Genomic DNA, 19,766 nt, shown 5'->3' with positions numbered 1-19,766 from the left:
CATGGATTTGCGTTTTACCGAGCAAGAAGAAGCTTTTCGCAGCGAAGTACAGGCCTTTCTCGCCGAACAGTTGCCTGCGGACCTCAGCGAAAAAGTGGCCAACGGCAGGCACCTGTCCAAGGCCGACATGGAGCAGTGGCACTCGATCCTCAATGCCCGTGGCTGGCTGGCCAATCATTGGCCGGTCGAACACGGTGGCCCGGGGTGGAGTGCGTTCGAGAAGTTTATCTTCGAGCACGAATGCAGCCTGGCCAATACGCCGCGCATCGTGCCCTTCGGCGTCAATATGCTCGGCCCGGTGCTGATCAAATACGGCACCCCGGAGCAGCAACGCTACTGGCTGCCGCGCATTCTCGATGGCACGCACTGGTGGTGCCAGGGCTATTCGGAACCCGGCGCGGGCTCGGACCTGGCAGCGGTGAAAACCAGCGCCGTGCGCGACGGTGACCACTATGTGGTCAACGGCCAGAAGACCTGGACCACCCTCGGCCAGCACGCCAACATGATTTTCTGCCTGGTGCGCACGGACCGCGAAGCGAAGAAGCAGGAAGGCATCAGTTTCCTGCTGATCGACATGAACTCGCCTGGGGTCGAGGTGCGGCCAATCATTACCCTGGAAGGCGCCCACGAAATCAACGAAGTTTTTTTCACCGATGTGCGGGTGCCGGTAGACAACCTGGTGGGCGAGGAACACAAGGGCTGGACCTGTGCCAAATACCTGCTGACTTACGAACGCACCAACATCGCCGGGGTCGGCCTGTCGATGGCAGCCCTTGAACGGGTCAAGCGCCTGGCCGCCCTGCAGAGCCGCAACGGCCGGCCACTGGCCGAAGACCCGGCCTTCGCCGCGCGACTGGCACGGGTCGAGATCGACCTGGAAAACATGAAGACCACCAACCTGCGGGTCATCGCCGCAGTGGCCGGAGGCGGCGTCCCTGGCGCAGAAAGCTCGATGCTGAAGATTTGCGGCACGGAAATCCGCCAGGAGCTGACCTCATTGATGCGCCGGGCCATGGGTTCCAGTGCCCGGGCCCTGGTGCCTGAAGCCGAGGCAGACGACTTCAGTGCCCTGGACCTGGGCCCGGCGTTTGCCGCCAATGCCAGCGCCCAGTACTTCAATAACCGCAAGCTGTCGATTTTCGGCGGGTCCAACGAAATCCAGAAAAACATCATTTCGAAAACGATTCTCGGGCTATGAGGGCACGCACATGAACTTCGAACACAGCGAAGAGCGGCGCATGCTCGCCGACAGCCTGAACCGCTTTATCGCGGAGCAATACAGCTTTGACAAACGCGAACACATTCTCCAGGCAACCCACGGCTTCAGCCGCGAGATCTGGCAGCAACTGGCCGAGCTCGGTGTGATCGGCGCACTGCTCAGCGAAGAGCACGGCGGCTTTGGCGGCGGCGGTTTCGACATTGCCGTGGTGTTCGAAGCCATCGGTCGCGGGCTGCTGGTCGAGCCGTTGCTGGGCAGCGCGATACTGGTCGGCGACGCCATCGCCACGGCCGGTTCCCCTGAGCAGAAGGCCCTGCTGCAGGGCATTGTCGACGCCAGTCTGCTCGCCGCCTTCGCCCATGAAGAACCTGGCACTCACTATGAAACCAGTCGGGTCGCCACCCGCGCCGAGCATGACGGCCAAGGCTGGCTGCTAAATGGCAGCAAGGCCATGGTGCTGCAAGGCGAGCACGCCGACCTGTTGCTGGTCTCGGCACGCACCGCGGGTGCCATTGACGACGAAGCAGGAATCTCCCTGTTCCTGGTGCCGAGCAACACTGCGGGTCTGCAGATACAGGGTTGCGCCACCATCGATGGCGGCCGCGTCGCCCAGGTGCAGTTGGACAACGTGAAGCTCTCGGCCGACGCCCTGCTGGGGGCCGAACACCAGGGCTACGCCACCCTGGAGCGTGCCATTGGCCGGGGGGTGCTGGCCCTGTGCGCAGAAGCGCTGGGGGCGATGGAGGTGGCCAAGCAAGCCACCCTGGATTATCTGCGTACCCGCAAGCAATTCGGCAGCCTGATCGGCAGCTTCCAGGCCCTGCAACATCGCATGGCAGTGCTGCTGCTGGAGATCGAGCAAGCCCGCTCGGCGGTGATCAACGCTGCTGCCGCCCTGGACGCCGACCGGCTGACTCGCGAGCGGGCACTGTCGGCGGCCAAGGTCAGCATCGGGCGCATCGGTACCCTGGTGGCCGAGGAAAGCATCCAGTTGCACGGCGGCATCGGCATGACCTGGGAACTGCCGCTGGCCCATTACGCCAAGCGCCTGGTGATGATCGACCATCAATTGGGCGATGAAGATCACCACTTGCAGCGCTTTATTGCCCTCGGCAAAGAACTCGCCGCATGAACTCCATGTCGATGACCCGGCATCGCGCCGCCGCAACCATCGCAGGTGTCGCCGCCTTCCTCGACTGGCGCGCAGCGGGCTACTTCACGCTGCGCTGAAAGCCTCCACCGGGCGGGTCCGCAACTGCGCTATCCAGGGCTGAGATACCCCGGCAAGCGTAGTTGAGCCCCCCACTCAGCCCTCTCGTCTTTCGCGCCCGCTTGCATGACCCTCGCCTTCGGCTGGGTCAGGGGTTGCTACGCTCGCGACGAAGCCTGGCATTGCCTGCTGCCTCCTCAGCAGCCTCCAGGTGCTGCGAGCAGGCTAACCCCGGCATGGACGAATACGACGTGGGCGCTCCTAAAAATAAAAACAACAACATAGGTAAGATCCATGCATTCGGCATCCAAACCTTTACTGCCCCTTTCCACCCTATTGGGTGGTTGCATGCTGCCGCTGGTGTGCCAGGCACAACTGATTGAAGACAGCCAGTTGACCCTGGGCGCCCGCAATTTCTACATGAACCGCGACTTCCACGGTGAGGCACCGCCACAAAGCAAGGCGGAAGAATGGGCCCAGGGTTTTACCCTGCGTTACCAGTCTGGCTACACCGAAGGCACCGTAGGTTTTGGCGTTGACGCACTGGGTACACTCGGCCTCAAGCTCGATTCCGGTGGTGGCACGGCCCATACCGGGGCACTGCTGGCCGACCGCAGTGGCGATGTCGCCGATCAATACGGCTCGTTCGGCCTGACCGCCAAAGCCCGGGCCGCCAGCAGCGTATTGAGCATCGGCACCCACGAGCCGCTGCTTCCAGTCGCCTTCAGAAACGATACCCGCCTGCTGCCGCAGACCTTCAGGGGGACGCAACTGGTCTCCAGTGACCTGAAGGATCTTACCCTGACCCTCGGCCAGTTCACGGCGGTACGCCTGCGCAACTCCACGGACTACGAGGACATGAGCATGTCGGCCCTCGCCAGAAACGGCCGCCAGGTCGCAGGCCGGGTCAGCAGCGATCGTTTCAGCTATGCCGGGGCCAGCTACGCCGTAACGCCCGCGCTCAAGGCCAGCTACTTCTACGCCGAGCTCAAGGACAACTATGACCAGCACTACGGCAACCTGACCCATGATGCGCGGCTGACCGACAGCCTCTCGCTGAAATCCGAAGTGCGTTACTTCAACAGCGGCAGCCAGGGCCGGGCTGAGGTGGACAACCGTTACCTGGGGATCATGGAAACCTTCAGCTACAAGGGCCATGCCCTGGGCTTCATCTATCACAACCAGAGCGGGCGCAGCGGCCTGCCCTTTATCAATGGTACCGACCCTTACGGATTCAACACCTCGACCTACAAATCCTTCATCAACGCCGGGGAGGACGCCTGGCAGTTGCGCTACCGCTACGATTTCGCCGCAGCAGGCCTGCCCGGTCTGACGTGGATGAGCCGCTACGTGCAGGGCAACCACTTCAAGATCGGACAACGCAATGGCCGAGAACGAGAACTCGATACCGACCTGGCTTATGTGATCCAGCAAGGTCCGCTGAAAAACCTCGGCCTGCGCTGGCGCAACGTGGTGTATCGCGCCAACTATGCGGCCAACGTCGATGAGAACCGGTTGATCGTCGAATACAACCTGAAAGTCTGGTAACCCCGCCCCCAACTGCCGGCACTGGCCGGCAGTTGCCTACTCCAGGCTGACTGCCGCCGTGGGCCCCCGGAACTCGCCCGAAACCTTGTCCAGACGCAGGCGCGCTTCGCGGTACTCCCTGGCAAAACGTGCCACCAGAGCCTCGGCTGTCGGTACATGGTCAAGCACGCCAATACCCTGGCCACAGCCCCAGATTTCCTTCCAGGCCCTGGGCCGCTGGCGGTCGCTGCCGAAATTCATCTGTGAGGGGTCGCTACTGGGCAGGTTCTCCGGATCGAGCCCTGCCGCCTGCAATGACGGTTTGAGGTAATTGCCATGCACCCCGGTGATCAGGTTGGTGTAGACGATGTCGTCGGCACTCGCCTGGCTGACCATCTGCTTGTAGCCATCCACCGCATTGGCCTCGCGGGTGGCGATAAAGGCCGAACCGATATAGGCCAGGTCAGCCCCCATTGCCTGGGCCGCGAGGATCGAGCTCCCAGAAGCAATCGAACCCGAAAGCAACAGGGGCCCGTCGAACCATTGGCGGATTTCCTGCACCAGGGCAAAGGGCGACAGCGTCCCGGCATGCCCGCCCGCCCCCGCCGCGACTGCGATCAAGCCGTCAGCCCCCTTGTCGATGGCCTTGTGCGCGAATTTATTGTTGATCACATCGTGCAGCACGATGCCGCCGTAACTGTGCACCGCCTGGTTGATCTCGGGGCGCGCACCCAGGGACGTGATGATGATCGGCACTTTGTGCCGCACACAGACCGCCATGTCCTGCTCCAGGCGTTCGTTGGAGCGATGGACAATCTGGTTCACGGCAAAGGGGGCCGAGGGCCGTTCGGGGTGCAGCCGATCATGCTCGGCCAACTCCCGGGTAATGCGTTCGATCCACTGCTCCAGCTGTGCCGCAGGGCGGGCATTGAGTGCCGGAAACGAACCGACGATCCCGGCCTTGCACTGGGCGATCACCAGCTCCGGGGTGGAAATGATAAACAGCGGAGCGGCCACCAACGGCAGGCGCAGACGCCGGGACAACACCTCGGGCAAGCTCATGGAACACCTCCTTTCAGATCGATCAACATGCCCGTCACCGACGAAATTCGGCAACTGAGCCAGGTCCCATGCGCCTGCCGCTCCAGGGCCGACGGCACAAGGCGTTTGTTCACTTGGTGGCCAGGGCGATCCCCGGACTGACCCTCGCCGCCCCGGCGGTTCCGGCAGAGAGCAACACCAGCAACCCGGCCAGCAGGTACATGCCGATGCCCAGGTACATGCTCGATACGTGGCCACCGGTATGGCTGTTGATGACCCCGTTGAGCCACGGCGTCACCGCCGGCCCGAGGTTGCCCAGGCTGCTGATCAGGGCAATGCCGGCCGCCGCGGAGGCCACAGACAGGTATTCGCTGACCAGGGCGAAAAACAACGGTGTCGCCGCCTTGATTCCCAGGTACGCCAAGGACAGCGCCGCCACCGACATCACCAGATGACCGTTCAACAGCGTGGTGATGCCCAGGCCGAACACTGCCAACCCCATGCAGCAGACAAAGTGCCAGCGCCGCTCACGGCGTTTGTCCGAGTGCAGACCAATGACGATGGTGCCGACGATGCCGACGATGTTGGGGATGGTGGTGATCAATCCCACCAGCAACAGGTCCGCCACACCCCAGCCCTGGATCAGGCTCGGCATCCAGAACACCAGCATGTAGGTGGCCCCCAGGAACATGAAGTACGCCGTGGAAAGCAGGTACACCTTGGGGTCGCGAAACATCTGGCCCACGGTGTGCAGGGAGCGGTCCTTGCGGTTCTTCAATTCCTGCGCCAGGTCGTCGCTCAGCAGGCGTTTCTCAGCGGTGCTCAGCCACTTTGCCTGATCCGGGCCATCCTGCAGGTAAAGGAACGCCACCACCCCCAGCACACTGGCCGGTAGCCCCTGGAGCACGAACAGCCATTGCCAGCCATTAAAACCGGCCACGCCGTTGAGGTACTTCAAGATGCTGCCGGACAATGGCCCGGCGATCAGGCCGGCGCACGCCGCAGCCGTCATGAACAAAGCAATCACCTGGCCACGCCGGGCCGCCGGGAACCAGAAGGTGAAATACAGGATGACCCCAGGGAAAAACCCGGCTTCAAACGCCCCAAGCAAAAACCGCAGCACGTAGAACTGCAGCGGGGTGCGCACGAACATCATCGCCGATGCCACCAGGCCCCAGCAGACCATGATCCGCAGTAGGGTCTTGCGCACCCCGCTGCGCTGCAACATCAGGTTGCTGGGCACTTCGAACAGGAAATAGCCGACGAAGAAAATGCCCGCGCCCAAGCCGTACACCGCGTCGCTGAACGGCAGGGTCTGCTTCATCTGCAATTGTGCGTAGCCGATGTTGACCCGATCAAGGAAGGCAACCATGTAGCACAGCATCAACAACGGCAGCAGGCGCCAGCGGATCCTGGAATACAGCGAGTCGAGCCGAGCAGCATGGGTCGGCAGGGATTGCGGACCTTGGACGTTTATTATTTTTGTTGTCATGGTCATCTCCGGCAGAGTGGGTAATTGCTGGGACGGGGGATCGGTGCTCAGGTGCCCGCGGTTTCACGCTCCTGCAACAGGCGCCACATGACTTTGCCCGAGCCGGACTTGGGCAGGCTTTCGACGAATTGCACCTGGCGCGGCACCTTGTAGGCCGCCATGTGTTCACGGGACCAGTCGATGATCTGCTGCTCGGTGGTCTGGCCCCGGGCTTCGCTGCGCAGGACCACCAGCGCCTTGACGCTCTCGCCCCGGTAGGCGTCCTGGCTGGAGATGATGCAGGCCTCGTGCACCGCCGGATGCTTGAACAGCAGGGCTTCCACCTCGGCCGGCCAGACCTTGAAGCCGCTGGAATTGATCATCCGCTTGAGTCGGTCGGTGAGAAAAAAGTAGCCCTCTTCATCCATATGCCCCAGGTCGCCGGTGCGGAAAAACCGCTGCCCCTCCAACTCGATAAAGGCCGCCGCCGTAGCCTCGGGGTTGCGCCAGTAGCCCTGGAACAGCATCGGCCCACGGCTGACGATTTCCCCGACCTCGCCGGGTTCGAGCTCGCGCAGGGTATTGGGGTCGACCACCCGCGAATCGACGCCGAAGAACGGCATGCCCAGGCACTGCAGCTTGGCCCGTTCGGGTGGGTTGCCATGGGTGGCCGCTGCGGTTTCGGTGAGCCCGTAGCCTTCGAGGAAGGTCAGCCCGAACTCCTGTTGCAGGCGCTCGGCCACGGCCTGAGGCATCGCCGCCCCGCCACCGTTGATATGAACCAGCCCGCCCAGGCCGAAATCCTTGTAGTTGGGGCTGCCGAACAGGTCGATGACCATGGTTGGAATGCAGGTCCAGTGGGTGACCTTGTGTCGCGAAATCAGGCGCCCGGCGAGCTCCCGGTCCCAGCGCGGCAGGATCACCGTGCTGGTGGCATCGAACACCGCGCGCAGGACAAAACACACCAGGCCGGTGATATGGAAAAACGGCACCACGCCCAACCCCACCGAGGCCACCGTGGACTGGGTCCAGCAGCCGGTGACCGCATTGCTCATCAAGCTGCGGTGGCTGTGCATGCAGCCTTTGGGATGGCCAGTGGTGCCCGAGGTGTATTGCAGCATCGCCAGATCGTCCGCCTCGGCGGTGTGCGGACCGAGGAGCCAGGCCTGGCCGAGGATCTCGCTCCAGCGCAGGCAGGCTGCGGGCAATGCCGGCTCAGCGCGCAGCCAGGCATCGGTGGCCTCGGCAGCAAGCTCGGCCGGGTCCATGGCGGAGACAGGCGGCATCGCGTCGCTGTAATGGGTCACCAGCACCTGCCGCAGGCGTTCGTGAGGTTCAAGGGTTGATTGGGCGGCCTGCACGGTCGCCGCCAGGTCGGCGGCGCAGATCACCACCTGTGCCTGGGCGTCCTGCAATTGGTAGGTCAACTCCTCCATCTTGTTCATCGGGTTGACCGGCACCACCACCGCATTCGCCCGCAGGATGGCGTAATAGGCAACGACGAATTGCGGGCAGTTCTGCAGGTACAGCGCCACCCGATCACCAGCCTTGACCCCCACGCTTTGCAGCCAGCCGGCCACGGCCTGCGCCTGGGCCTGCAAGGCGCTGAAACTCAGGGGCTGGCCAAAAAACAGGTAGGCGGTCTTGTCCGGGTAGCGCCGCGCAGACACCTCCAGGTTGAACCACAGGGAAGTGGCCGGGACCGATAACGCGTGTGGCAGGCGTTTAGGCCAGACGCGTTGGTGGGGGCGCACGCTGCTGATAGTGGGCATCGAGACTCCTTGACTCCGAAGGTGATCAAGCACGAGTTGCGCTGGCAGGGGCTCTTGCGGAGGTCCCCCGAGCGGCCTGGATCAGGGCCGGCAACGCTTGCGCGACCTGGCGCCTGGGCCCTGTTCGCGGCTTGCCGGCGCTGAACGCGATAAGGCAGGCACAGGTCGCAGTGGCCGTCACATCAGGGCCGATCCTGCCCCATGACGCAATCCTATTTCAATCTTTTTTATTTCGCACTGCGGAATATGGTTCCATATATCTCATGAAATAATTAGATTCATCCGCTTAACTGGACTTAAATAGACCTTTGCGAAACACCGTACAGCCATCGCTGGCACGGGAAGCAACCCTTGATTCCTGTCTCACTGACTGACCCACACGAGCTATCGCCCATGACCGCCGTTCATCCGCAACCACCTCAGCAAGACCCCTTCAACGGTTTTTCCGCCCATATCGGCCTGGTCCTGCACGAGTACAGCCAGGCGCAAACCATCATCGGCTTCACCGTGCAGGCCCATCACCTGAACCGGGCCGGCAACCTGCACGGCGGAGTGATCGCCTCACTGGCGGACTCGGCCATGGGCATGAGCGGAACCTGGCACGCCGTCCCCGCCCAGCGGCGACTGGCCCTGACCCTGTCGCTGAACATCATCTACATGGCTGCAGCCGCCCCCGGGACCGAGGTCCGAGCCGTGGCACGGCCCCGGGGCGGTGGCGCCAAGATCTTTATGGCAACCTGCGACCTGCTCGACGTCGAGGGGCAATTACTCGCGAGCGCAGAAGGGGTTTTCAAGCGCGGGCGCCTCGCGCCGGATGGCGACTGAGGCGGTTGCGCGGCGCGCGTGCAGACAAGCCCAATACACGCGCCTGCCACGCACCTGCGAAACCGGGTTTCGACAGGGAATCGGCGATGTCAATTCAAGCGGTTCCGCGCTACCATTTTTCAGTTGAATTTCACGAACCTGCTGTGTGGTCACTCGGGTCTGTAGGAAAACTTGCCGAGCAAAGATCAGGCAAGGCAAAAACAGGCGAGGAAGCGCAGTGTAGAGGCCTACATGAGCATTCTGAGCGTGTTTTTAACGCAGCATGATCGAAGCGCAGGTAGTTTTCGTGCAGACCCTAGGCACTGGACCGGCACCAGCCCCCATCGGATACGCCTATGCACGACCAGAACGATTCCCCGGAAAAAGACCCCAAGGACCGCAAGTTCGTCGAGGCCCTGGCCCGTGGCCTGGAAGTCCTGCGGGCCTTTACCCATGGCCATGCGGTGCGCGGCAACCAGGACATCGCACGCATTACCGGGCTGCCGAAACCGACGGTTTCGCGCCTGACCTACACCCTGACGCAACTGGGCTACCTCAAGTACAACCAGGACCTGGAGAAGTACCAGCTCGACTCCGCCGTGCTGGCCCTCGGGTACGCCTACTCCGCCAGCCTGCGGGTGCGCCAGCTCGGCAAGCCGTATATGGATGAGTTCTCGCGCCGGACCAACACCACCGTCAGCCTGACCTGCCGCGATCGGCTGTCGATGATTCACGTCGACAGCAGCCGCCCGCCGGAAGTCGCCAGCCTGCGCATGGAGCCCGGCGTACGCCTGCCCCTGGCCACCAGCGCCGCCGGGCGTGCCTACCTGGCCGCCACGCCGAAAAACGAGCGCGACCATCTGTTGGGGGAAGTGGCGAAAAAGGCCGGCGACGAATGGCCGGCCCTGGAAAAATCCCTGGAAGCCTCGTTCCGCGAATACGAGTCCCTGGGTTTTTGCCTGTCCCTGGGCGAGTGGGACCGCAACGTCAATGGCGCCGGCGTGCCGCTGCACCTGGCAGACGGCAGCATCATGGCCCTGACCTGCGGTGCCCCGAGCTTCCAGCTGTCGAGCGAGAAACTCGAAAACTCCCTGGCCCACCAACTGGTGATGCTGGCCCGGGACCTGGAAAGCCTCGGCGTGTAAACCCGGGCCCAGGCCGATGACCAGGGGCGCGGCCCTGGTCATCGGCCTCGACGCTTACAGGCTGGGAAACGCGAACTGCGTGGATTCCTGAGTGGCCGCCTTCGGCCAGCGCTGGGTAATGGCCTTGCGTCGGGTGTAGAAACGCACGCCATCGGGGCCATAGGCATGCAGGTCGCCGAACAGCGAGCGTTTCCAGCCGCCAAAGCTGTGGTAGGCCACCGGCACCGGCAAGGCCACGTTGATCCCGACCATGCCGACTTCGATCTGATCGGCAAACAGCCGCGCCGCTTCGCCATCCCGGGTGAAGATGCAGGTGCCATTGCCGTATTCGTGACCATTGATCAGGGCGATGCCCTGCTCCAGGCTCGCCACTCGCATCACGCACAACACCGGGCCGAAGATTTCGTCGCGGTAGATGCTCATCTGCGGCGTGACCCGATCGAACAGGCAACCGCCGATAAAAAAGCCCTGTTCATGCCCCGGCACTTGCAGCCCGCGACCGTCAGCCAGCAGCTCGGCACCCTCCTCGACCCCGGCGTCCACATAGGCACTGACCTTGGCCAGGTGCGCAGCCGTCACCAACGGCCCCATGTCCAACCCTGGGGATGTGCCCGGGCCGATTTTCAACGCCGCAATCTGTGGCAGCAGGCGCTGGATCAAGGCATCCGCCACCTGGTCGCCGACGCACACTGCCACCGAGATCGCCATGCAGCGCTCACCGCAGGAACCGTAGGCCGCGCCCATCAACGCCCCGACCGCACTGCCCAGGTCAGCATCGGGCATCAGCAGCGCGTGGTTTTTCGCCCCGCCCAGGGCCTGGACGCGCTTGCCGCGCCGGGTGCCCTCGGCGTAGATGTACTCGGCGACCGGGGTCGAGCCGACAAAGCTCAGGGCCTTGACCTGTGGCGCTTGCAGCAGCGCATCCACCGCTTCCTTGTCGCCGTGCACCACGTTGAGCACGCCCTTGGGCAGGCCGGCCTGGTTCAACAGTTGGGCGATCAGCAGGGTTGAGCTGGGATCGCGCTCCGAAGGCTTGAGGATGAAGCAGTTGCCACAGGCGATGGCCAGGGGGTACATCCACAACGGGACCATGGCCGGGAAGTTGAACGGGGTGATCCCGGCCACCACACCCAGGGGCTGGAAGTCTGACCAGCAATCGATGGCCGGCCCGGCGTTGCGGCTGTATTCGCCCTTGAGCAGCTCCGGGGCGCCACAGGCGTACTCGACGTTTTCAATGCCGCGCTTGAGCTCGCCCAGGGCGTCTTCCAGGGTCTTGCCGTGCTCCAGGCTGATCAGTTGCGCGATGGCTTGCTGATGCTCTTCGAGCAACTGCTTGAAACGGAACAGGACCTGGGCGCGCTTGGCCGGCGGTGTGTCGCGCCACCCCGGGAAAGCCGCCACGGCCGCCTCTACCGCCAACTGCACGGTGGCGCTGTCGGCCAGGGTCAGTTGGGCGATGCTGGCGCCGGTGGACGGGTTGAAGACCGCGACCTGGCGCGTGCCCCCGGCCAGGAGTTGGCCATTGATCAAATGTTCGATGCTCATGCTCGGTACAACCTCGCTGAAGCGGGCGCCGTGGCGCCCGGAAAATTAATGGCTGAGGGCCGCCTGGACGGCGATCTCGACCAGGATGTTCTCGGCCGCCAGGCTCGATTCCACGGTGGCCCTGGCCGGCAGTGCGTCTTCCGGTACCCAGGCATCCCAGGCGGCGTTCATCTGGGCGAAGTCCTGCACCGCGTGTTTGAGCCAGACCTGGGCGAACAGGATGCGGCTCTTGTCGCTGCCGGCTTCGGCCAGCAGTTCGTCGATGCGGGCCAATACCTGGCGGGTCTGGCCCTGGACATCCTGGCTGCGGTCGGCGGCGACCTGGCCGGTGACGTAGACGATGCCGTTGTATTCCACGGCGTGGCTCAGGCGTTTGCCGTTGGGCTGGTAGCGTTTGATGGTCATGCTGGCCTCTCTTCAGGGGTCGGTGCGGCCGAGGTATTCGGCCGGTTTCAAGAAATCGCGGGCGAACGAAACCCGTGACGGCGATCAATCGCCGTCGGGCAGGTTCAGTTCACAGGTTCAGGCAGCGGCCACCCCGGCGGGCGGCCGTCAATCAGCCAGGCATGCGCCGCAGGCTGCGGGCCGCACTGGAAATGGCGCGGGCGGCATTGATCACCTTGGGTGCGAGTTCGCGCCGGGCGTCCTCGAGGTTCCAGCGGCTGAACGGCACCGCCACGTTGACCGACCCCAGGGGGTAGCCGGCGGCATTCACCACCGCTGCCGCGACGCTGATATCACCGGCGTAGTACTCCTCGTTGGCGTAGGCATAACCCTCAGTGCGTGCCTGCTCGATCACCGCCTGCAGTTGCCCGAGGTCGGTCACGGTGTTGGCGGTGTAGGCCTGGCGGTTGGACTGTTCGAGGATCGCACCGGACTCCGCCGCCGGCAGCGCCGACAGGTAGGCGCGCCCCGCCGCCGTGCAGTACATCGGCAGGCGCCGGCCCAGGGGAATATGCAGCGAGATCTGCTTGTGGCTGGGGAAGCGCGCCACGTAGAGCATGTCCAGGCCGCAGGGCTCCAGCAGGTTGCAGCTCTCTTCGATATCGCGGTTGAGTTCATGCAGGTACGGGTTGGCGCGCTCGATCAGGTCGCTGGTCTGCAAGTAGCCGGTGCCCAGGTCCAGGGACATGGGGGTCAGCCGGTAGCGCTTGGTGTCCGGCTCCTTGCACAGGTAGCCCAGGGCCTCGAGGGTGAACAGTGAGCGTTGCACAGTGCTCTTGTTGAGCCCGGTGGCCTCGGCGATTTCCGCCGGGCTCATGCTCGGCTGCCCGGCGCGGAAGATCGCGATAATGGCCAGCCCCTTGGACAGCGCAGTGACAAACAGCGGGGATTCTTCAGGTGTGGTCATCAGGCAACAAATCCTTGATTGAGTGTGACTGCCGCGTCTGGGGCGCGGCTAAAAGCCGGACAGTGTGCAGGATACTGGCTGCCCGCGTTCATTCGAAGTGGCTCAGGACAATTCCCGGTTCGTGCACCGGGCAATTGCGTTGAAAACGGTCGACCGCGAACGGCTGCATGCGCTCGTCCACCACCCCGGTGACCAGGGCCCTGGCCAGCAACTCGCCAGCGGCCGGCGCGCCGGCATGGCCATAACACCAGCCGGCGCTCAGGTGCAGCCCGCCCAGGTGGGGGTGGGCGCCAAGCAGCGGCCCGAAGTCCTTGGAGATATGCACCAGCCCGGCCCATTGGCGCAGGATCCGCGCCGCCCCCAGTTGCGGGAACATTTCGGCGTAGGCCTTGGCCGTGGCGGCCATCACCGGCACGTCGGCGCCGAGGCTGACTTGCGGGCGCTCGGCCACTTCGGCGCCGCCCACCACTTCGCCACGGGCGGTCTGGTGCATGTAGCAAAGGCGGTCGAGCAAGGCCACCGCCGGGCCGATCAGGGCCCGGGTCGGCTCCAGGGCAATGGCCTCCAGGCGCATCGGGTAGCCTTCCAGCGGCACCCCGGCCATATCCGCCAAGGCATTGCTCTGGGCGCCGCCGGCCAGGACCAGGGTGTCGCAGGCAATCCGCTGCTGGCCGACCCACACCCCTTCCACCTGGCCGTCGCGACGGTCGATGGCGCTGACTTCGGTGCGATAGCGCACATCCACTCCCCGGGCCTGACAGGCCTTGAGGTAGCCGTGCATCGCCGCATGATGCGGCGCCACCCCGCTGTCGGGCAGGTGCAACGCGGCGCTGACCCGTTCATGGGCCAGGGCCGGCAGAACCTTGCGCAGGCGCCCGGGGCTGAGCATTTCCGAGTCGATGCCGCAGTCACGGTGGACCTGCAGCGTGCGCTGCAGCAACTGGGCAGTGGCCTCGCGCTCGCCGACCATGGTGTAGCCGCGGCGGGAGAACATCACGTTCTGCCCCAGGCGCTTGGACAGCCCCAGCCACAGGCGGTTGGAATGGGCGAAAAAGCGCGTCCATTCCGGCGAACTGAAGGCACCGCGGATCAGCGTGCCGTTGCGCCCGGAAGCCCCGCCCTGCCAGTAGCCGGCGTCGAGCACCAGGATGTCGCGCACCTTGAGTTCGGCCAGGTTGAACGCCAGGGCCAGGCCCTGGATGCCGCCGCCGACAATCACCACCGACGCCTGGCGCGGCAGCTTGCTTGATTCCGTCATTGCAAAGGCTCCACCACATCCACCAGCCCCGCCGCCTGGGCCACGGTCAGGCTGCGCCTGGGTGGGCGCAGGGTCGGTCGGGCCAGGGCCTGCAACGGCAGACCGCTGCGGGCGCTGACAAAGGCGCGCAAGGCATCCCAGCACGGCTGTCCCTGGCACGGGCCCATGCCGCAGGAGGTCAGGCGCTTGATCACTTCCAGGTCGACGATGCCCTCATCGATCAGCGCCGCGACCTCCTTGCCTGACACGTCCATGCAGGGGCACAGCAGCAGCGGCTCAAGATCACTGACCGGCAATACCGGGTCGGCCCGCGCCGCGCGGCCGATGCGCTGGAAGCGACTGTTGCCGCTGCGCAACTGGCCCAGGCCGTGGGCCGCGCTCTGAAATTCCAGGCTGGCCTCCTGCAACCAGGGGCCGACGTGCACCAGGGCATCACAGACAATCGGCTGGTCGAACATGACGCTCTCCACGGCATGCCGGCCCTTGATGCAACGCAAGCCCTCCAGGCTCTTGACCGCCACCACCGTCACCCCGAGCTGACGCAGGCGTTCGGCGACCTGGGTTTCCTGGCCGGTGCCGGCCACCACTACCGCGCGCCCTGGTGCCACTGCACACTCATGGGCCAGGGCCAGGGCGCAGCGGGCGTCCATCACCCCCGGTAGCCAGGCCCCCGGCACCAACGGCGGACAACTGCGGCTGCCGGTGGCCAGCAGCACCTCGCCGGCACTCAGGGCCACGGCACCCTGACTCGGGTCCTGGGGCGCGGCCAACAACAAGTCGCCGTCGCGATAGGCGCCAAACACCTCGACCCCGTACAGGGTGCGCACCGCCGCCGCCACCTCGGGCACCCGCTGCCCGGCCGCCTGCAACCCGCGCCCAGGACCAGGGCCACGGGACACCAGCAACACATCCCGACCCTGCTCGGCCGCCGCATTGGCCGCCGCGCACCCGGCAGGGCCGGCGCCAATCACCAGTACCTCGCAGCTCAGGGCCCGCCCCTGGGGCAATGTCTGGCCCGCCAGGCGCGCACGGTCTGCCGGCCGGGCTACGCCGGCCAGGAACGCGAGCAGGGCTTCCCACACCTGAAACAGCCGGTTGCCACTGGGAATCAGGTTGCTGTGCTCGAAGCCGCCCTGGATCCAGCCCGACGGGATCCAGCGCGCCAGGCGCAACAGGTCGAAGCCGGGGCTGGGCCAGCAATTCTGCATCCCGGCCCGCAGCCCGGCGCGCACCCGGACCTGATCCAGGCGCACATTGGGCACGCCATCGACCCGCGCCAGCACGCCATTCACGTAACTGCCCGACAGGCCCATGGGCCGGTGCGACTTGCGGGTCCAGGCCAGGGTGCGAACACCGTTGGCCAGCAAGGCCGCGGCCAGGTGCTCACCCGGCCGGCCCTGCAGAGCGTGACCGTTCCAGAAAAACTCCACCGCCTGCTGCGCACCGTGGGCCAGGCGCGGACACGGCCGGCTCATGGCTGCGCCCTCTTCTTGGCCCGGCTCTGGGCCGTGAGGCTGATGGCCAGCATTATGATCGAGAGCAGGGTCATCAGCGTCGCCACCACCGCGATCACCGGGTCGATTTCCGAACGCAGCGAACTGAACATCTTGCGGGTCAGGGTCGAGGTGTCGCCGCCGCTGATAAACAGCGAAATCACCGCCTCATCCAGGGACACGGCAAAGGCGAACATCGCCGCGCCGATCACCGAAAAACGGATCTGCGGCAGGGTCACGTCAAAGAACGCCCGCAGCCTGGTGGCGCCGAGGATGCACGCCGCGTGTTCCTGGGTCATGTCATAGGAACGCAGCCCGGCCTCGACGTTGATGATCACGTAGGGCAAGGCCACCAGGGTATGGGCCAGCACCAGGCCGAACAGGGTGTTGTTCAGCTCCAGCCGCGCATAGACGAAGAACAGGCCGATGGCGGTGAAGATCACCGGCACGATCATCGGTGCCAGCATCAGCCCGCGCAGCAGCGCGGTGAAGCGCTTGCCACTGACATGCAGGGCATAGGCCGCCGCCGTGCCGAGGCTGGTGGCGATGAGCATGGTCAGGGTCGCGGTGAACAGCGAGATACGCGTCGCACTCTGCCACTCAAGGGAGCCGAAGTAATTGAGGTACGACTGCCAGCCCAGGGACTTGGGCGGGAAGCTCAGGTAGCGCGCATCCGACAGCGACATCGGCAGCACGATCAAGGTCGGCGCAATCAAAAACACCATCGCCAGCAGCATGAACAGGTAGAGCCAGCTGCGCTTGGCCTCGCGGACCAGGTTTCGGGATAGACGGGACATGGCTTCACTCACTCCGCTGACGAAGGCCGGCGACCTTCTTGACCAGGTACATCAGGGCCAGGGTCGCCAACAACAGAATCACCCCCAGGGACGATGCCGCGCCCCAGTTGGCGTACATCGACACGTCGCTTTCGATGCGCATCGACAGCATCTGCACCTTGCCGCCGCCGAGCAGTGCCGGGGTCACGTAGAAGCCCAGGCTGAGGACGAACACCAGGGTCGCGCCAGCGGTCAGCCCCGGCAGCGACAACGGCAGGAACACATCACGAAAGGCCCGCGCCGGCGAAGCGCCGAAGGTGGCGGCGGCCTGCTGGTAGATCGGGTTGATGCTCTTCATCGCCGCATACAGCGGCAGGATCATGTACGGCAGCATGATGTGGGTCATGCCGATCACCGTGCCGGTGAGGTTGTGCACCAGGGCCAGGGGCGTGTCCACCAGGCCCAGGCCGAGCAGCATTTCGTTGACCAGGCCACGGCGTTGCAAGATCACCAGCCAGGCGTAGGTGCGCACCAGCAAGGAGGTCCACAGCGACACCAGGAGCAAGGCCATGGCCAGGTTGGCCAGCAGGCGCGGGCCGTGGACCATGCAATAGGCGTAGGGGTAGCCGATCACCACGCAAATCGCGGTGACGATAAAACTCACGCTGAATGTCTGGCTGAAGGCCAGGGTGTAGATCGGCTGCAGCAGGCGGCTGTAGTTCTCGGTGGTCCACTGACCCTCGGCGTCGAACAGCGACAGGCCGAACAGCCAGCCGATCGGCAGCACAAAGGTCACCAGCACCAACAGCAAGGCCGGTAGCCCCGGGCTCAGCAGCCACCAGCCATGGCGGCGGCCGGCGCGTTGCAATTGCTGGCGATGGGGGGCCTCGCCAGGGTTGAGGGCCAGGTTCATGGCGCGTCCCCCACCACCAGGGTGTCCATCGGGTGCAGGCCCAGGCGTACCTGTTCACCACGCTGCGGCAAGCGCTCGACCTCGGAGCTGCGGGCCGGGCGGCGGATCGAGACTTCGGCGCCCTGCTCCAGGGTGATCTGGATCAGTTGGCTGTCGCCCTGGTAGATCACATCGCGGACCTGGCCTTGCAAGCCGTTGAAACCCGGCGTGTCGGCGCCGATAAATTGCAGTTTTTCCGGGCGCACCACCAGGTTCGGGTTAAGCAGCGGGCCAGCGGGCGGCGTGCATTGCAACTGCGATTCGCCAAGCCACACCGCGCCATCGCGGACCTGCACCGGCAGGCATGAGGACTCGCCGACAAACTCGGCGATAAAGCGGTTGGCCGGGCGCTCGTAGAGGTTTTGCGGGGTGTCGATCTGCTGGATGCGGCCCTTGGTCATCACCGCGATGCGATCGGACAGGGTCAGGGCTTCGCGCTGGTCGTGAGTCACATAGACCACGGTCATGCCCAGGCGCTCGTGCAGACGGCGGATCTCCAGTTGCATGGTTTCCCGCAGGCGTTTGTCCAGGGCCGACAGCGGTTCGTCCATCAGCAGGATCTTCGGTTCAAAGACAATCGCCCGCGCCAGGGCGATGCGCTGGCGCTGGCCACCCGACATTTCATCGATGCGCCGCTCCACCAGGTGATCGAGCTCCACCGTGGCCAGGGCTTCATGCACCCGACGGCGGATGTCCTCGCGCTTGTAGCCCCGCAGCTTGAGCGGATAGGCCACGTTCTGGAACACGTTCATATGGGGAAACAGCGCGTAGTTCTGGAACATCATCCCCACGTCGCGCTTGTGCGGCGGCTCGAAGACCATCTCGCGGCCACCGAAGCGAATGCTGCCGCTGTCGGGCTGGACGAACCCGGCCAGGGCCATGAGCAAGGTGGTCTTGCCCGAACCGGACGAACCCAGCAGGGAGATGAACTCGCCACTGCGGATGTTCAACGACACATCGTCCAGGGCGGCGAAGGCACCGTAGGTCTTGGTCAATCGCTCGATGTCGATGGCGATCGACTGGCTTTTTTCTTGGGACATAGTCAACTCAGCGCAAGGTAAAGGCTCAACTTCAGGGCCGCCAACCACGCGGCCCGCAACCTCCCCGGCGGCCTGGACCAGCGGGGAGTCGAGCATGAATCAGTTTTGGATAAACAGGTCGAAGCGGCGTTGCAGCTCGGCCTGGTTGTCCACCCACCAGACCGGGTCGAACATCGCCACCTTGTCGATGTTGGCCGGCGCGGTGGGCAGCGTGGCCGCCATCTGCGCAGGGATGATTCCGGTGTCGTAGGCCTTGCTGTTGATCGGCGGGTTGGGGATCAGCATCACCAGCCGTGCCTGGCTCTCTGCGGACATGATCTGGCCGATCAGCTTCATCGCCAGTTCCTTGTTTGGCGCGCCCTTGGGCACCACCACGCAATCGTAGTCCAGCAGCGCCTGGTCGTAGGTGTAGTCGACCGCTTCGCCGCCCTGTTTCAGCTCATTGACCCGCGAAGCCCAGATCGACAGGAAGTCCACTTCACGGCTGCGCAGCAACTGTGCCGAATCGCTGCCGCTGCGCCACCAGTTCACCACTTGCGGCTTGATCTTCTCCAGCACCTTGAACGCCCGCTCGACGTCCAGCGGGTAGAGGTTTTTCGGCGCCACGCCATCGGCCATCAGCGCCAGTTCCAGGGTGGTGAACGGTTGGCGGTACAGCGAGCGCGCGCCCTTGAAATTGGGGTCGAAGAACTCTTTCCAGTTCTTGGGCACCGCCTTGCCGGTGTCGGTGGCCCAGGCCATGACCGTGGAATAGGCATTGCTGGCGATCCAGTTCTTGCCGTACAGCCCCTTGGCCACGCCCGAGGTGTCGATCACCGAGAAATCCAGGGGTTCGGTCAGGCCCTGGCGCTCGGCCAGCACGCAATCGTTGGAGGCCAGTTCCACCACATCCCACTGCGGCTTGCCGGACAGCACCTGGGCACGCACGGCGGCCAGGCCATCCATGTTGTCCTCCTTGATGGTCACGCCCAGGGCCTTGGCCGCGGGCTCCAGGTACGCCTTGCGCTCGGCATCCTGCAGGGCCCCTCCCCAGCCCGCGAAGGTGATGCTCGGGGCGGCCTGGGCGGCGCCGATGCACAGCAGTGAAAGGGTCAAGGCGCTGATGGTTCTGGTGCTGGCGGTGATCTGCATTGGGTGTATTCCCTGGGTCGTTGTCAAAGGA

17 protein-coding genes are annotated in these 19,766 nt (G+C 64.6%); 5 read left to right on the top strand and 12 right to left on the bottom strand.

The features are described 5' to 3' along the window. Position 1: 1 nt before the first annotated feature. The 3 genes from MF4836_RS03060 to MF4836_RS03050 all read left to right on the top strand — a co-directional run bounded on the left by MF4836_RS03060 (position 2) and on the right by MF4836_RS03050 (position 3,977). Complete coding sequence (locus tag MF4836_RS03060) at positions 2-1,198, top strand: acyl-CoA dehydrogenase family protein (protein WP_078469060.1); 1,197 nt, start codon at positions 2-4, stop codon at positions 1,196-1,198. A 10-nt stretch (positions 1,199-1,208) separates the two neighbouring features. Next, positions 1,209-2,351: an acyl-CoA dehydrogenase family protein gene (locus tag MF4836_RS03055; RefSeq protein ID WP_078469059.1), complete on the top strand. Its 1,143-nt coding sequence runs from the start codon at positions 1,209-1,211 to the stop codon at positions 2,349-2,351. 372 nt (positions 2,352-2,723) lie between these two features. Next, positions 2,724-3,977 carry an OprD family porin gene (locus MF4836_RS03050; RefSeq protein WP_238596116.1) on the top strand — a complete coding sequence of 418 codons (1,254 nt, stop codon included), beginning with the start codon at positions 2,724-2,726 and terminating at the stop codon, positions 3,975-3,977. A gap of 36 nt (positions 3,978-4,013) precedes the next feature. Here MF4836_RS03050 and MF4836_RS03045 read toward each other — a convergent pair whose 3' ends face one another. The 3 genes from MF4836_RS03045 to MF4836_RS03035 form a co-directional block, all read right to left on the bottom strand. Next, the gene (locus MF4836_RS03045) at positions 4,014-5,018 is read right to left on the bottom strand and encodes an NAD(P)H-dependent flavin oxidoreductase (protein WP_078469057.1); all 1,005 of its coding nucleotides are present in this window, start codon (positions 5,016-5,018) and stop codon (positions 4,014-4,016) included. Positions 5,019-5,127: 109 nt separating this feature from the next. Then, on the bottom strand, positions 5,128-6,489 hold the full coding sequence (locus MF4836_RS03040; protein ID WP_078469056.1) for an MFS transporter: 1,362 nt from the start codon (positions 6,487-6,489) through the stop codon (positions 5,128-5,130). Between the two features lie 47 nt (positions 6,490-6,536). Further along, positions 6,537-8,240, bottom strand: a complete 1,704-nt coding sequence (locus MF4836_RS03035; protein WP_078469055.1) for a long-chain fatty acid--CoA ligase — start codon at positions 8,238-8,240, stop codon at positions 6,537-6,539. A 393-nt stretch (positions 8,241-8,633) separates the two neighbouring features. Here MF4836_RS03035 and MF4836_RS03030 point away from each other — a divergent pair, with 393 nt between their 5' ends. Both MF4836_RS03030 and MF4836_RS03025 read left to right on the top strand, forming a co-directional pair. Further along, entirely contained in the window at positions 8,634-9,065 is a 432-nt protein-coding gene (locus tag MF4836_RS03030) for a PaaI family thioesterase (protein ID WP_078469054.1), read from the top strand. A 335-nt stretch (positions 9,066-9,400) separates the two neighbouring features. Further along, positions 9,401-10,189, top strand: a complete 789-nt coding sequence (locus MF4836_RS03025) for an IclR family transcriptional regulator (protein WP_020299389.1) — start codon at positions 9,401-9,403, stop codon at positions 10,187-10,189. Between the two features lie 54 nt (positions 10,190-10,243). On the opposite strand, the gene MF4836_RS03020 is transcribed toward MF4836_RS03025, so the two are convergent. From MF4836_RS03020 to MF4836_RS02980, 9 genes are all read right to left on the bottom strand, one after another. After that, positions 10,244-11,734, bottom strand: coding sequence for a CoA-acylating methylmalonate-semialdehyde dehydrogenase (locus tag MF4836_RS03020; protein ID WP_078469053.1), 1,491 nt, complete (start codon positions 11,732-11,734; stop codon positions 10,244-10,246). Positions 11,735-11,779: 45 nt separating this feature from the next. Next, a complete protein-coding gene (locus tag MF4836_RS03015; protein WP_078469052.1) occupies positions 11,780-12,139 on the bottom strand; it encodes a RidA family protein in 360 nt (119 codons plus the stop codon). Between the two features lie 151 nt (positions 12,140-12,290). Further along, complete coding sequence (locus tag MF4836_RS03010) at positions 12,291-13,085, bottom strand: IclR family transcriptional regulator (RefSeq protein ID WP_078469051.1); 795 nt, start codon at positions 13,083-13,085, stop codon at positions 12,291-12,293. A gap of 88 nt (positions 13,086-13,173) precedes the next feature. Next, positions 13,174-14,343 carry an NAD(P)/FAD-dependent oxidoreductase gene (locus tag MF4836_RS03005; RefSeq protein ID WP_078469050.1) on the bottom strand — a complete coding sequence of 390 codons (1,170 nt, stop codon included), beginning with the start codon at positions 14,341-14,343 and terminating at the stop codon, positions 13,174-13,176. Next, positions 14,340-15,818 (bottom strand): 2Fe-2S iron-sulfur cluster-binding protein, encoded by a 1,479-nt coding sequence (locus MF4836_RS03000; RefSeq protein ID WP_078469049.1) that lies wholly within the window; start codon positions 15,816-15,818, stop codon positions 14,340-14,342. The genes MF4836_RS03005 and MF4836_RS03000 overlap by 4 nt, the downstream gene beginning before the upstream one ends. Next, complete coding sequence (locus MF4836_RS02995; protein ID WP_020299019.1) at positions 15,815-16,633, bottom strand: ABC transporter permease; 819 nt, start codon at positions 16,631-16,633, stop codon at positions 15,815-15,817. Before MF4836_RS02995 ends, MF4836_RS03000 begins: the two co-directional genes overlap by 4 nt. Before the next feature lie 4 nt (positions 16,634-16,637). Then, on the bottom strand, positions 16,638-17,525 hold the full coding sequence (locus MF4836_RS02990) for an ABC transporter permease (protein ID WP_078469048.1): 888 nt from the start codon (positions 17,523-17,525) through the stop codon (positions 16,638-16,640). After that, a complete protein-coding gene (locus MF4836_RS02985; protein WP_078469047.1) occupies positions 17,522-18,604 on the bottom strand; it encodes an ABC transporter ATP-binding protein in 1,083 nt (360 codons plus the stop codon). The genes MF4836_RS02990 and MF4836_RS02985 overlap by 4 nt, the downstream gene beginning before the upstream one ends. A 99-nt stretch (positions 18,605-18,703) precedes the next feature. Further along, entirely contained in the window at positions 18,704-19,735 is a 1,032-nt protein-coding gene (locus MF4836_RS02980) for an ABC transporter substrate-binding protein (protein ID WP_078469046.1), read from the bottom strand. Between the last annotated feature and the right edge of the window lie 31 nt (positions 19,736-19,766).

Origin of the sequence: Pseudomonas sp. MF4836 (assembly GCF_002018875.1) — a bacterium.
Classification (GTDB): Bacteria; Pseudomonadota; Gammaproteobacteria; order Pseudomonadales; family Pseudomonadaceae; genus Aquipseudomonas.
This window is presented reverse-complemented; position numbering and strand designations above follow the sequence as displayed.

Bases quoted from the DNA above. Each gene is read 5' to 3' on its own strand.
- MF4836_RS03060 (WP_078469060.1), top strand. From the start codon at position 2: ATGGATTTGCGTTTTACCGAGCAAGAAGAAGCTTTTCGCAGCGAAGTA.
- MF4836_RS03055 (WP_078469059.1), top strand. From the start codon at position 1,209: ATGAACTTCGAACACAGCGAAGAGCGGCGCATGCTCGCCGACAGCCTG.
- MF4836_RS03050 (WP_238596116.1), top strand. From the start codon at position 2,724: ATGCATTCGGCATCCAAACCTTTACTGCCCCTTTCCACCCTATTGGGT.
- MF4836_RS03045 (WP_078469057.1), bottom strand. From the start codon at position 5,018: ATGAGCTTGCCCGAGGTGTTGTCCCGGCGTCTGCGCCTGCCGTTGGTG.
- MF4836_RS03040 (WP_078469056.1), bottom strand. From the start codon at position 6,489: ATGACAACAAAAATAATAAACGTCCAAGGTCCGCAATCCCTGCCGACC.
- MF4836_RS03035 (WP_078469055.1), bottom strand. From the start codon at position 8,240: ATGCCCACTATCAGCAGCGTGCGCCCCCACCAACGCGTCTGGCCTAAA.
- MF4836_RS03030 (WP_078469054.1), top strand. From the start codon at position 8,634: ATGACCGCCGTTCATCCGCAACCACCTCAGCAAGACCCCTTCAACGGT.
- MF4836_RS03025 (WP_020299389.1), top strand. From the start codon at position 9,401: ATGCACGACCAGAACGATTCCCCGGAAAAAGACCCCAAGGACCGCAAG.
- MF4836_RS03020 (WP_078469053.1), bottom strand. From the start codon at position 11,734: ATGAGCATCGAACATTTGATCAATGGCCAACTCCTGGCCGGGGGCACG.
- MF4836_RS03015 (WP_078469052.1), bottom strand. From the start codon at position 12,139: ATGACCATCAAACGCTACCAGCCCAACGGCAAACGCCTGAGCCACGCC.
- MF4836_RS03010 (WP_078469051.1), bottom strand. From the start codon at position 13,085: ATGACCACACCTGAAGAATCCCCGCTGTTTGTCACTGCGCTGTCCAAG.
- MF4836_RS03005 (WP_078469050.1), bottom strand. From the start codon at position 14,343: ATGACGGAATCAAGCAAGCTGCCGCGCCAGGCGTCGGTGGTGATTGTC.
- MF4836_RS03000 (WP_078469049.1), bottom strand. From the start codon at position 15,818: ATGAGCCGGCCGTGTCCGCGCCTGGCCCACGGTGCGCAGCAGGCGGTG.
- MF4836_RS02995 (WP_020299019.1), bottom strand. From the start codon at position 16,633: ATGTCCCGTCTATCCCGAAACCTGGTCCGCGAGGCCAAGCGCAGCTGG.
- MF4836_RS02990 (WP_078469048.1), bottom strand. From the start codon at position 17,525: ATGAACCTGGCCCTCAACCCTGGCGAGGCCCCCCATCGCCAGCAATTG.
- MF4836_RS02985 (WP_078469047.1), bottom strand. From the start codon at position 18,604: ATGTCCCAAGAAAAAAGCCAGTCGATCGCCATCGACATCGAGCGATTG.
- MF4836_RS02980 (WP_078469046.1), bottom strand. From the start codon at position 19,735: ATGCAGATCACCGCCAGCACCAGAACCATCAGCGCCTTGACCCTTTCA.